The organism is Devosia submarina (genome assembly GCF_003056345.1).
Lineage (GTDB): Bacteria > Pseudomonadota > Alphaproteobacteria > Rhizobiales > Devosiaceae > Devosia > Devosia submarina.
Genome location: NZ_PYWB01000008.1, coordinates 170,275 through 183,216 on the forward strand (window position 1 = coordinate 170,275; position 12,942 = coordinate 183,216).

The window sequence follows — 12,942 nt, forward strand, 5'->3', positions numbered from 1 at the left end:
CCAGTTCCACCGCACCAACCAAACCAATTCCAGGGAGACAAGCCATGGGTAAAGTAACAGGCTTTCTCGAGATCGAGCGTGAAGAACCGCGCTACGAACCCGCTTCCGACCGCATCCGGCACTTTGGTGAATTCACCATCCCGATGTCCGAAGGGCGCATTGTCGACCAGGCGGCGCGCTGCATGGATTGCGGCATTCCGTTTTGCCATGGCGACACCGGCTGCCCGGTTCACAACCAGATCCCGGACTGGAACGACCTCGTCTACAACAACGACTGGGAAGAGGCGGCGCGGAACCTTCATTCCACCAACAACTTCCCGGAATTCACCGGCCGCATCTGCCCCGCCCCCTGCGAGGAAGCCTGCACGCTCAATCTGGAAGACGTGCCGGTCGCCATCAAGACCATCGAGCAGGCCATCGCCGACCGCGCCATCCGCAGCGGCTGGGCCCAGCCCCAGATCAACCCGAACAAGACGGGCAAGCGCGTCGCCATTGTCGGCTCGGGCCCTGCCGGCATGGCCGCGGCCCAGCAACTCGCCCGCGCCGGCCACGACGTCCATGTCTATGAGCGCGAGCCCAAGGCCGGCGGCCTCATGCGCTATGGCATCCCCGACTTCAAGATGGAAAAGGACCATATCGACTTCCGCGTAGGTCAGATGGAAGCCGAAGGCGTCACCTTCCATTATGTCGAGAACATCGGTGTGACCCGCCCGCTCAGCGAACTGCAGGCCCAGTACGACGCCGTGCTGCTCAGCGGCGGTGCTGAAAAGCCGCGCGCCGTGGAATCCGAAGGCACCGAACTCAATGGCGTGCATTACGCCATGCCTTTCCTTGTGCAGCAGAACCGCCGCCTTGGCGGGGAGGACATTTCGGACCAGTTCCAGCTGACCGCTGCTGGCAAGCATGTCGTTGTGGTGGGCGGCGGCGATACGGCGTCGGACTGCGTCGGCACGAGCTTCCGCCAGGGCGCCATCGCCGTTACCCAGCTCGACGTCCGCCCCATGCCGCCAGAGCTTGAAAACAAGCTGACCAACTGGCCAAATTGGGCGGTCAAGATGCGCACCTCGTCCTCCCAGGCCGAAGGCGCCATCCGTGAATTCGCGGCCGGCACCATGCGGATCATCGGCAACAGCAAGGGCGAGGTCACGGGCGTCGAATGCGCCCGCGTCGATCGCAAGCGCCAGCCGATCCCCGGCACCGAATTCATCATCAAGGCCGACCTTGTCCTCCTCGCCATCGGCTTTGCCGGTCCCGTGCAGGAAGGCATGCTGACCGAACTGGGCGCCCAGCTCGACAAGCGCGGCAATCTTTTTGCCGACACGCTGAGCTACAAGACGACCGTTCCCAAGGTTTACGCCGCCGGCGACATGCGCCGCGGCCAGTCCCTTGTCGTCTGGGCCATCCGCGAAGGCCGCCAGGCCGCCCGCTCCATCGACTTCGACCTGATGGGCAAGACCGACCTGCCGCGCTAACGGCACCACACGACCCTCGGCTGCGCCCAGCCTCTCCACCACCGTCATCACCCGGCTTGTCCGGGTGATCCACTCTCCGCTCAGGGCCCGAAGATGGATTGCCCGGACCAGCCGGGCAATGACGACGCAGCTTCAGGCCTGGCTGGAAACCTATTCCACCAACGCCACTCTCAGCGCTAACAGTCTGTTAGCACCAATGCGCAATCTGCTACACCGCATCACCACGTGCCGCGAGCAGGATTCGCCATGACCCAGAAGCCCTATATCGTCGATGAACTGATCTCCGCCAAAGCCATCGCCGCCCGCGTCGAGGCCCTCGCCAAGGAGATATCCACCTTCTACGCCGACACCGACAAGCTCGTTGTCGTCGGGCTCCTGCGCGGCTCCTTCATCTTCATCGCCGACCTCGTGCGCGAGATTCAGCTTCCCGTCGAAGTCGATTTCCTGGAAGCCTCGTCCTATGGAAATTCGACCGTATCAAGCCGGGAAGTGCGTATTCTCAAGGACTTGCGTGGCGAAATCGCGGGGCGTGACGTCCTGGTTGTGGAAGACATTATCGACACCGGCTACACGCTCAAGCACGTGCTCGAAATCCTTGAGACCCGCCACCCCCGCCGCGTGGAAGTCTGTGCCCTGCTCAACAAGCCCTCACGGCGCGAAACAGACGTGCAGGCCAAATGGGTTGGCTTTGATATCCCCGACCGGTTCGTGGTGGGTTATGGTATCGACTATGCCCAACGCAACCGCAATTTGCCCCATATCGGCGCCGTTCGCTTCACCGAGGAAAACTAAGGCGCCGCCGGCTGCTCCGGCTCAGGCTCGGCTGCAGGATCTATCCCCACGCCGAACGCGTCGGCACGCCCGATGGGCGCCCGCACCAATTGGTCCAGCGCAAAGGGCGGCGGAGGCACCTGCACGGCATTGGCACTCAACAAATCCCCTGCCCGCTGCGGTGCCCGGCTCAAGGGGATCACGGCGCCGGCAACCTCCAGCAACCGAATCTGTCCCAGGCCCTGATAGGGCGGGCGCAACATGGCAGCGGCATCGGTGCCAGCCAGCGGATCGGCCACGGCCAGCGACACGCCTGAGCCTCCGCGATAAAAGGTCTGGATCGATTGGCTAAGGTAGAATGCAAGCTTGTCGGCACCCGCGGAGGTGAAATGAATACCGTCATCCTTGCGCATCTGCGCATTTTGCCCACTCACATCAGGGCCATAGGATGAGTACTTCCCGTCTTCCCCCAGGAAGCGCTCATAGATTTCCAGGAACTCCGCCCCGCCCGAAAAGCTCGCCAGCCGCTGGATATTGCTGATCTGGCTGATCGCCGCCGAGTATTGGCTCTTGGCCATGGGCGGCAGGCCAACCCAGATCACCGGCTTGCGCGCCGCTCGTAGCTTACCCAGGAATTCGGTGATGCGCGCCTGGTAGGCAGCGTTCCATTCGTCCGTCAGCGGCTCATAGGTCTTGCCGTCCACACTCAATGGCTGCCGGTCATTGATGCCAATGACCACCACCGCCAGATCAAAGCTGTTTTTGCTGATCTGCTCGTCTATAGCATTGTTCCAATTGAAGAAATCGCTCCGAACGAAGCCGGAAGAATCGACACTCTGGTCAAGAACCACAAGATTGGGGTCCTCGGCATAGAACCGTTCCAAGCCCTTGCTGAGGTCCGTCGCGAGCGAATCCCCGAACACTGCCAAGCGCGTTGCGTCCTCCGCCTTTTCCACCTTCGGCTTGGGTGGCGGCTGAACGGGCGCGGGCGCCGCCTGGCGCTGCTGTTGTTGCTGGCGCGGCTGCGTGCGCCGGGGTTGGCGCTGCTCTTGCTGCTGCCGCTGCACGCGCGGCGGCTGGCGCACAACTTCTTCCTCGCCAAACAGCATGTCGAACAGCGTGCGCCGCTTTTGCTGCTGCGCCAGCTCGATCCGCCATTCGGCCTGGGCAAAGGCCGGCGCCACGTCCACAAGGACGAGCATGCCGATCACCAGTGCAACAACCCAGTTTTTCACTTCAGCCTCGTATCGATGGCGCAGCCGGTTCTAGCAAACACAACGCACGAGGGCCAATCCCGTCGCCGCAAGTTTACCGCGCCGCCTGGAGGGCCTCATAAGCCGCCCGCGTGATGAACCCATCGGCCACCTCGCCGCGCGCCGCCTGGAACCGCGCATAGGCCTCCTGCGTGATCGGCCCCAATCGCCCATCCACGGCACCCTGGTAGAGCCCCAACCGGATCAGGGCTTCCTGAATGCCCTTGCGCTGCGCCAAATTCGGAAACGCCGTTCCCCGCGGCCAGTCATCCACAAACGCACCCCCGCCCTTGAGCCGGTCGGTCATGTGGGCGACGCTCATGGCGTAGCTATCGGAGAAATTATAGCCCTTCAGCACCAGATAGTTCTGCGTCATCAGGAACTTGGGGCCATCCTTGCCTGCCGGCACATACAAAAACACCGGAAGGTTCGGATCGGCAAACTGCCGCCCGGCCACGCGTACAATGCCGCGCTCGGCAAAAAACCGCACTGGCCGCAGCTCCGTTCGCGTCGCCAGCAGATAGTCGAACCCTTCGGGCACCACCACTTCCATGCCCCAGTCAACGCCCGGCTGATAACCAAGCGCCCGCAGGAAGCGTGCGCTGGTTGCCAGTGCATCGGCCAGCGAATTGTGCAGATCCACCCGCCCATCCCCATCTCCATCGGTGCCATGCGCCACCACATTGGACGGGTTCACCTGCAAATGCCCGATGGCTCCAGCCCAGGACCCCACCAGTTCCTGCGCATCCAGCGGCCCACGCTCCACCAGTTGCAGCGCCGCCACGAGGTCGGCGGCATCCTCCTTGAAGCGCGAGCGGCGCTGATGCACCAGCGTTGCCAGCGAGCGCACGATCGGGCGGATCAACTTGCTGTCTCCTAGAACCGAGCCATAATCGGTTTCCATGCCCCAGATGGCGCCCAGCACATAAGGGTCGACGCCATAGCTCTGCCCGATGGAGGCAAACAGCTGGCTGTTGCGCCCGATCGCTGCTTTGCCCCGCTCCACCCGTCCAGCCGTCACCCGCCCTTCGATATAGTCCCACATCGTGGTGGTAAACTCGGGCTGGCTCGACACCAGATCCGGCACGCGCGGATCGGGCGTCAGGCCTGCCATTGCGGTGTCATAGGTGCGCGCGCTCACCCCGGCATCGAGCGCCGTGCTGCGAAAATCAGCCAGAAAGCTTTCAAAGCTCTCCCTCGGCTGCGCCCATGCCGGCGTAGCGAGCAGCAGGAGCCAAAGGGCAAGAACGCGCATAAGGGCCTCTATCGGTTGCGGGTCATCAAATGCCGTTCCCAGGCATAGGCAGATTGAACGATCCCTTCGAGATCATCATGTTGGGGTACCCAGCCCAGCAATTCACGTGCCTTCTGGCCCGTTGCGGTGACCGAAGCCGGATCCCCGGGCCGCCGTGGGCCTTCGTCTACGCGGAACTCCACGCCAGACACTCGCCGCACGGTTTCCACCACCTGGCGCACCGAATAGCCCTGCCCATAGGCGCAGTTAATGGTCGTGCTCTCCCCGCCCGCCCGCAAATGCTTGAGCAGCAAGGCATGAGCCGCAATCAAATCAGTCACATGGATATAATCGCGCACGCAGGTTCCGTCGGGCGTTTCGTAATCCGTGCCGAAGATATCCATCTTCTCGCGCTGCCCTAGCGCTGTCTGGCACGCCACCTTGATCAAATGCGTCGCAAACGGCGTCGACTGCCCGCTTCGCTTGCCCGGATCGGCGCCCGCGACGTTGAAATAGCGCAGGACGCCAAATCGAAGCGGGTGCGCAGCCGCAACATCGGCCAGCATCATCTCGGTCATCAGCTTGGACCGCCCATAAGGCGACATGGGGCTGAGCGGCGTTGTCTCCACAACCGGCTCCAGCCCGGTCATGCCGTAAACAGCCGCCGTGGACGAGAAGATGAAGCTCTGCACGCCACCCTGCACCGCCGCCTCGATCAGATTGCGCGAGGTCGCGGTGTTGTTGGCGTAATATTTCAGGGGATCGGCCACTGATTCCGGCACCACGATCGAGCCGGCAAAGTGGATGATCTCATTGATGCCATGCTTGTCGATCAAGCCGCGCACCAAGGCCGTATCACCCGCATGGCCCTGCTCGAAAATCGCCCGCCCATCAATCGCCCAGTCAAAGCCGGTAGAAAGATTGTCCAGCACCACGACCTTTTCGCCGCTGTCGGCCAAATTAAGGACCATGTGGCTGCCGATATACCCTGCCCCGCCGGTCACCAGGACTGCCATGCGTTAACCCCTACTATGTAAACACTTATTCCGCGTGATGTTATTGGGCAGAGATTGCTATAACTTTACGCCAATTCAAAGAATGGAGTGCCTGTCTTGCCCAAACGCGTCAGAACAGCCGTCTTTCCCGTCGCTGGCCTTGGAACACGTTTCCTGCCTGCCACCAAGGCGATGCCCAAGGAAATGCTGACCGTTGTTGACCGTCCGCTGATCCAATACGCCGTGGACGAAGCCCGTGAAGCGGGTATCGAGCATTTCGTTTTCGTCACCGGCCGCAACAAGGGCGTGATCGAGGACCATTTCGATCGCCAGTTCGAACTCGAGACCACGCTGGAAAACCGCGGCAAGACTGCGGCCCTGGCCGAACTGCGCAAGGAACTGCCCTCGGCTGGCCGCACCAGCTTCACCCGCCAGCAGGAGCCTTTGGGCCTTGGCCATGCCGTCTGGTGCGCGCGTGACATCGTTGGCGACAATCCCTTCGCCCTCCTCCTGCCCGACATGGTATTCCGCGCCAATCCCGGCGTCCTGCGCCAGATGATGGATGCCTATGAACAGCATGGCGGCAACATCATTGGCGTCGAGGAATGCGACCCCAGCGAAGTGTCCAGCTACGGCATCATCGAGCGCGGTGAGGGCCCGGATACAGGCTTCCCCATCAATGGCATGGTCGAAAAGCCCAAGGTCGGCGAAGCACCTTCCAACCTCTTCATCTCAGGCCGCTATATCCTGCAGCCGGAAATCTTTTCGCTCCTCAGCGAGCAGGAAAAAGGCGCAGGCGGGGAAATCCAGATCACCGATTCCATGAAAGTGCTCATGGAGCAGCAGCCTTTCACGGGCGTCAAATATGACGGCAAGGTCTTCGACTGCGGCTCCAAGCTGGGCTTTCTCACAGCCAACGTGATCTTCGCGCTGGACCGCGACGACATTCGCGACGGCTTCGTCAAGGAATTGCGCAAGCTTGATCTCGGCGACCACCTCTAGCGTGAAACAGTGACGCCCATGCTGATCCTGTGGGCGTCCTCGACACCATCCGTCGAGTTCCTGGTCTTGCCGTAGTGGTAATCGGCCGTAACGGCGGTGTGGGCGTTGACATTGTAGTCGCCCCCCACGCCCCAGCCATAGCCGCGTTCGGTTTCGCTCGAGCCCGCAAACCGGGCCGTGCTCCAGTTCGCCTGCGCCCGCAGGTCGAGCCAGGAATTGACCTTGTAGGCAACATCGAGATCGGCGGCATATTCGACCCGCGTCGTGCCCGACCCACCCGGCCCTGGCGGGGCAACGATCGTGCTGAACCCAGCCCTGAATTCCCAGGTTGGATCGGGCCTATAGGTGACGCTGGCGTCATAAAGCCGGCTCGTTACTTCCCCAAGGCTCTCATCATCGAAGCGGCGCAGGTTGAGCCCGGTTGAAACAGTCGCCTCGAGCCTGTCGTTCCACCGGCCGGTAACGCCACCTTCAATGGAAGCATCATTGGCATCTGTCTTGATCAGCAGAACCGATGAGGGTTGGTCGAACACATCCCGGCCAAGGCTTGCCTGGGTAAATACCTCAAAGATCGGCGTCGCCTGCAGCCCTAGGCGAAGCCCCGTATCCAATGACCAGACATCCTGGTCGCTATTGTCAAAGACTGTGCCATCGCTGCGAACCGTGTCGCCATAAACCGAGCGCTGCACGGCACCGGTCACCCCAACATTGAAGCGGCCGAACTGCCGGGCAATACCAAGATCAAAGCCTGCGCTGCGCTCTTCGGGCGCCACCAAAACGTCGCTGCCAACACCTGGCGTTCCGGCGATATCCTGGGTCAGCGTCAGATTGGCGTTGGCTTGAAGCGCGGTCACGCTGTCGAGCTGGTATCCACCGGACAAATCAAGCCGCAAGGCGCTTACATCGATCTTTTCGTCGCGGGGACGCACCATCTCGGCGCTGCCGGTGATATTGATCGCCGAACGGCTGCCCTGATGGTCGAAGCTGATTGTCGGCACAAGGCGAACATCGAAGCGCTCCCCTCCGGTCCCCTCGGTATAGGTGCCGCGCAGGGATGTGGACCAGTCAATGTCGAAGAACGGATGATAGGGCTCGCGCAGCGTCTCGCCGCTCGCCAGGACCGGTTCCGCCGGAAAGACGCCAGCCTGCAGGCGCTCATTGTCGGCGTCCGAACCATCCCCGCTCGCGTGATCCGAAGCGGCAAGAACAGGCGCAGACAAGCACAGGACGCAAAGGGCGCCCAGTCGCAAGACCATGTGCTGCACTGCCAGGGACAATATCCGCTCCGCCAAGCTGTTGGGCACGTATGGGCGCGCCCCCCGGCGCAGCGCCGGGACGAACTGACCCTTTCATTTTATGGTTAAGGAAGCGTTGCCCCTTACGGCTCAGCCCACAGGCTCAACCGCCAAAACAGCGCCAGAACTTCCAACAATCCTGACCTTTGCTCCAGCCGGCAGGTCCGGGCCCGACACCCGCCACAGCGTGTCGCCCAGCACGATGCGCCCATAGCCCTGCGCAATAGGCTGCTCCAGCACGGCCTCCTGCCCGACCAGCTGGTCGGCGCGCTGGTTAAGGAGAGGCCGGTCCGTCGCCTGCGGCCTGCTGCGGCTATAGCGCAACCAGACCAGGATGGCGGCAAGCGAGAGAACCCCGAAGATCAACCATTGCAGCGGCCAGCCCATGGGCTGGAAAAACAGCATGGCGCCGGTGACGATCCCGGCAATCCCCATCCAAAGAAGGAACCCGCCGGGCAGAACCAGCTCAAGCGCGAGCAGCACAAGGCCCGCCACGATCCAAGACCACGGGCCATTTGCAGCAATGAACTCGATGATCTGCATCGCCGTCTTGCCCTATTGGCTAGTTGAAGGTGGGCGGCTCGCCCGTGTGGGCGCTGGCGCAGCACCGCCGAATGTCTCCTTGGCGATCTCGGCAATCCCACCAATGGAGCCAATTACGCTCGCTGCCTCTACCGGCAACATCAGAATTTTCTGGTTGGGCGAGCTGGCAATGCTTTCCAGAGCCTTGATGTAGTTGTTCGCAACGAAATAATTGATGGCCTGCACATTGCCCGCAGCAATGGCATCGCTCACCATTCGCGTAGCCTTTGCCTCGGCCTCCGCTTCGCGCTCGCGTGCCTCGGCATCGCGAAATGCGGCCTCGCGGCGCCCTTCGGCTTCCAGAACTTGGGCCTGCTTGGCGCCTTCGGCTTGCAGGATTGCCGATTGCCGACGGCCCTCCGCCTCCAGGATAGCCGCGCGTTTCTCGCGCTCCGCCTTCATCTGGCGCCCCATGGATTCAACCAGATCCTTGGGCGGATCGATGTCCTTGATCTCGATACGCGTGATCTTGATGCCCCAGGGCGAAACCGCTGCATCCACCACGCGCAGGAGGCGCTCGTTGATCTCGTCGCGATGGCTCAGCAATTCATCAAGGTCCATCGAGCCCATGACGGTGCGGATATTGGTCATGGTGAGGTTCAGGATGGCGTTCTCCAGCCCCGAAATTTCATAAGCCGCCGCGGCCGCATCGAGGATCTGGTAGAACGTAACGCCATTCGCCGTGATGGAGGCATTGTCGCGGGTGATGACCTCCTGGTGGGGCACATCGAGCACCTGCTCCATCATGTTGATGCGCTTGCCGATGCCATCGATGAACGGCACAATGAGATTGAGCCCGGGCTTGAGGGTGCGGGTATATTTGCCGAACCGCTCGATGGTGAAATTATAGCCCTGCGGCACCTGCTTGGCCCCGGCAAACAGCACCAGCAGCGCCAGAATGCCCAGGGCGATTAGCGTGATGCTGAGCCCATCAAGAGCAAAACCATCCATCAATTCCATGCTTGATTCTCCGCCCCTGCCTAAAAGGAGAGCTTAGGGAGGCCCGCACACCGAAGCAACGCCCTCGCAAAAGGAACAAAGCCTTCTGAAGACTCGTTGATTTGGCTGTGTTGTTCCAGCGTCGAGAATGTCCATGGCCGCCAAAGCTGACACCCTTCTCAAGGAATACAAGGCCAAGCGCGACTTCACCAAGACCCAGGAGCCCGCTGGCGGCGGCGAAGGGCAAGAACAGGGCTTCAGCTTCGTGGTCCAGAAACACGATGCCACGCGCCTCCACTATGATTTCCGCATCGAACTCGATGGCGTGCTCAAGAGCTGGGCCGTCGCCAAGGGGCCATCCAACAATCCCGAGGACAAGCGCCTTGCCGTCCGCGTCGAGGATCATCCGGTAGAATATGGCAGCTTTGAAGGCACTATTCCTCAGCATGAATATGGCGGCGGCACCGTCATGCTGTGGGACCAGGGTACGTGGGAGCCGATCGGCGACCCCCATGAGGGCCTCGCCAAGGGCGATCTCAAGATGCGCATCAACGGCACGCGCATGAAGGGCGAATGGGTGCTGGTCCACATGAAAGGCCGGGACACCCAACGCAAATCGGGTCCCGCCCGCGAGAACTGGCTCCTGATCAAGCACAAGGACGCCTATGCCTCGGGCGATGACGACCTGACGGCCAAATACACCAACTCCGTTTCCACCGGCCGCGACCTCGCCGGCATCGCCAAGGGCCTCAAGCCCAAGAAAAAGACGAAAACCAAGGCTAAAGCCGTCTGGCACTCCGATGAGAGCAAGACGGAGGACGCTCCCAAACGCAAGAAGTCAGGAACAGCGAAACTCCCAGCTTTCCAGCCACCGCAATTGGCCACCCTCGTCAGCGAAGTTCCCCAAGGCAACAATTGGGTCTTCGAGATGAAATATGACGGCTATCGGTGCCTTGCGGCCATAGCCGGTGACGACGTGCAGCTCTTTACCCGCACCGGCAAGGACTGGAGCGAGCAATTCGCTGCCATCGTCCCGACGCTGGCGGAGATCACCCAGGGCAGTGCCCTTATCGACGGCGAACTTTGCGCTTTCGACAGCAAGGGACGTACGGATTTCTCCACCCTCAAGGATCACCTTTCCAGCGGCGAGCCACTGACCTATTTCGCCTTTGACCTGCTGGAGCAGGACGGCGAGGACCTCCGCTCTCTGCCCCTCACCGAGCGCAAGGCGCGCCTCGAAAAGCTCCTCGGCACGCTCGACCAGTCCTCTCCCGTCCAGTTCTCTGCTCATGTCACTGGCAACGGTCAAAAGGTCTTCGACGCCGTCTGCCGTGAAGGCCATGAGGGTATCATCGCCAAGAACGCAGACGCGCCCTATCGCGGCGAGCGCACGCGCGACTGGCTCAAGAACAAATGCGCCAAACGGCAGGAATTTGTTGTCGCCGGCTGGTCGCCCTCCACCAAGCGCAAGCACTTTGCCTCCCTACTCCTCGGCACTTGGGAAGACGGCAAGCTGGTGTATCGTGGCCGCGTCGGCACAGGCTTCAATGCCCAAAGCGCCAATGACATTCAGGAGCGGCTGGACAAGCTGGCCCGCAAATCGCCCGCCTTCGACCAAGTGCCCCGGCCAATAGCGCGGGGCGCAAAATGGGTCGCGCCAGAACTGGTCGCCGAGATCGGCTTCACCGAATTCACCGCCGATGGCATTCTGCGCCACCCTTCTTTCCTCGGCTTGCGCGAAGACAAGCCCGCGGCCGAGGTGAAACGCGAAGAGGCGGCGGACAGCTCGACCACAAATCTGAGCGCAGAAGCCGGAAAGAACGCCGCCGAAGCCGCCGGCATCAAGCTCACCAGCCCCGATCGCGTGATCTATCCCGGCCAGGGCGTCACCAAGGGCGATCTCGTCGCCTATTACGCAGCCGTAGCCGAGCGCATGCTCCCCTATATCGAAAACCGCCCGCTGAGCCTGCTGCGCTGCCCTCAGGGCCGCGCCAAATACTGCTTCTTCCAGAAGCACGATACCGGCGGTTTCCCCGACGCGATGAAGTCGGTGATGATCACCGAAAAGGACGGCACAAAGGAAGATTACTTCTATATCGAGGACCTCGCGGGCCTCATCGCGGGCACCCAGATGAACGTTCTGGAATGGCACCTCTGGGGCGCCCGCACCAAGGATGTAGAGCGCCCCGAGCGCATCATCTTCGACATCGACCCCGACGAGGGCTTGGGGTTCGATCATGTCCGCAACGCCGCCACAGCCATCCGCGATGCGCTGGCCGAGCTGGACCTCGCGAGCTATCCCCTGGTCAGCGGCGGCAAGGGCGTCCACGTCATCGCCCCGCTCAAGCCTTCGCTGGAGTGGCCCGAGGTCAAAGCCTTCTGCAAGGCCTTCGCGCAAAACCTTGCCAGCGAGCAGCCCGACACATTTACCGCAAACATGAGCAAGGCCAAGCGCAAGGGCAAGCTGTTCGTCGACTACCTTCGCAACGAGCGCGGCTCGACGGCTGTTGCTCCATGGTCGAGCCGCTCACGCGAAGGCGCACCCGCTGCAGTGCCCGTCACCTGGGACGAACTCGAGACGGTCAAGTCCGCCAACCAGTTCACCCTTGCCACGACAGCTGAGCGCGCCAAGCAACCCGATCCGTGGAAGGATTACTTCTCCCTGGGCCAAACCATCACCAAGACCATGCTGAAACGGGTGGGCGCTGAACTCTAGCGAGCCGTTCCCCTGCTGCGCCGCTCGATGGCCAACGTGATGGTGATGACCAGGAATGCGAACACCATCATGCCCAAGGCAATCACATGCGCCTCGGCCCATTGCAGCCGTTCCACATAGTCGTAAAGCGCAATGGCGATAACCTTGGTCTGGCCCGGAATATTCCCGCCGATCATCAACACCACGCCAAACTCCCCCACCGTATGCGCAAAGGTCATGAGCGCCCCTGTCACATAGCCGCCGCCAGCCAGTGGCAACACCACTCGCACGAGGCGCTGCCAGTTCGATGCGCCAAGGCTTGATGCGGCATCAAGCGTTTCCTCGCCGATGGCCGCAAAGGCGATGCGGAGTGGCTGCACCATGAAGGGCAGCGAATAAAAGAACGAACCGATCAGCAACCCCGTGAACGAAAATGCTAGCGTCCGCCCGCCCCAGATCCCGGCGATCCAACCTCCGGGTCCATAAGGCCCAAGCGCGATCAGCAGGTAAAAGCCCAACACCGTTGGCGGCAGCACCAGCGGCATGGTTACTAGAGCACCTACCGCCTCGCGGAACCGGCTCCTGCTGCGCACCAGCCACCAGGCGATGGGCGTTGCCACAACCAGCAGGACAAGCGTGTTCATGGCCGCCAAAACCAGGGTCAGGCTGATCGAAGGCCAAAGAGATGCAAGATCCAGCCCTTG

11 protein-coding genes are annotated in these 12,942 nt (G+C 61.7%); 4 read left to right on the top strand and 7 right to left on the bottom strand.

The window, feature by feature from the left end; translation table 11 throughout:
• The first annotated feature begins 44 nt into the window (after positions 1 to 44).
• The gene (locus tag DDE77_RS13485) at positions 45 to 1,472 is read left to right on the top strand and encodes a glutamate synthase subunit beta (protein WP_108397999.1); all 1,428 of its coding nucleotides are present in this window, start codon (positions 45 to 47) and stop codon (positions 1,470 to 1,472) included.
• Between the two features lie 246 nt (positions 1,473 to 1,718).
• Complete coding sequence (gene hpt, locus DDE77_RS13490) at positions 1,719 to 2,264, top strand: hypoxanthine phosphoribosyltransferase (RefSeq protein WP_108398001.1); 546 nt, start codon at positions 1,719 to 1,721, stop codon at positions 2,262 to 2,264.
• Here the strand turns inward: hpt and DDE77_RS13495 are convergent.
• The 3 genes from DDE77_RS13495 to galE all read right to left on the bottom strand — a co-directional run bounded on the left by DDE77_RS13495 (position 2,261) and on the right by galE (position 5,746).
• Entirely contained in the window at positions 2,261 to 3,478 is a 1,218-nt protein-coding gene (locus tag DDE77_RS13495) for an SGNH/GDSL hydrolase family protein (protein WP_108398002.1), read from the bottom strand. The genes hpt and DDE77_RS13495 overlap by 4 nt on opposite strands.
• Positions 3,479 to 3,551: 73 nt before the next feature.
• Positions 3,552 to 4,751, bottom strand: a complete 1,200-nt coding sequence (locus DDE77_RS13500; protein WP_108398003.1) for a lytic murein transglycosylase — start codon at positions 4,749 to 4,751, stop codon at positions 3,552 to 3,554.
• Positions 4,752 to 4,759: 8 nt separating this feature from the next.
• Entirely contained in the window at positions 4,760 to 5,746 is a 987-nt protein-coding gene (galE, locus tag DDE77_RS13505; protein ID WP_108398004.1) for a UDP-glucose 4-epimerase GalE, read from the bottom strand.
• Between the two features lie 96 nt (positions 5,747 to 5,842).
• Between galE and galU the strand changes: the two genes are divergently transcribed.
• A complete protein-coding gene (gene galU / locus DDE77_RS13510) occupies positions 5,843 to 6,727 on the top strand; it encodes a UTP--glucose-1-phosphate uridylyltransferase GalU (protein WP_108398005.1) in 885 nt (294 codons plus the stop codon).
• Here galU and DDE77_RS13515 read toward each other — a convergent pair.
• From DDE77_RS13515 to DDE77_RS13525, 3 genes are all read right to left on the bottom strand, one after another.
• Positions 6,724 to 8,004 (bottom strand): outer membrane beta-barrel protein, encoded by a 1,281-nt coding sequence (locus DDE77_RS13515; protein ID WP_157959827.1) that lies wholly within the window; start codon positions 8,002 to 8,004, stop codon positions 6,724 to 6,726. The two genes, galU and DDE77_RS13515, sit on opposite strands and share 4 nt — an antisense overlap.
• A 108-nt stretch (positions 8,005 to 8,112) precedes the next feature.
• Complete coding sequence (locus DDE77_RS13520; protein ID WP_108398007.1) at positions 8,113 to 8,565, bottom strand: NfeD family protein; 453 nt, start codon at positions 8,563 to 8,565, stop codon at positions 8,113 to 8,115.
• 12 nt (positions 8,566 to 8,577) lie between these two features.
• Positions 8,578 to 9,555, bottom strand: coding sequence for an SPFH domain-containing protein (locus DDE77_RS13525; protein ID WP_108398104.1), 978 nt, complete (start codon positions 9,553 to 9,555; stop codon positions 8,578 to 8,580).
• Positions 9,556 to 9,697: 142 nt separating this feature from the next.
• On the opposite strand from DDE77_RS13525, the gene ligD reads away from it, so the two are divergent.
• Positions 9,698 to 12,259, top strand: a complete 2,562-nt coding sequence (gene ligD, locus DDE77_RS13530) for a DNA ligase D (RefSeq protein WP_108398105.1) — start codon at positions 9,698 to 9,700, stop codon at positions 12,257 to 12,259.
• Here the strand turns inward: ligD and modB are convergent.
• Positions 12,256 to 12,936, bottom strand: coding sequence for a molybdate ABC transporter permease subunit (gene modB / locus DDE77_RS13535; protein WP_108398008.1), 681 nt, complete (start codon positions 12,934 to 12,936; stop codon positions 12,256 to 12,258). The genes ligD and modB overlap by 4 nt on opposite strands.
• Positions 12,937 to 12,942 lie beyond the last annotated feature (6 nt).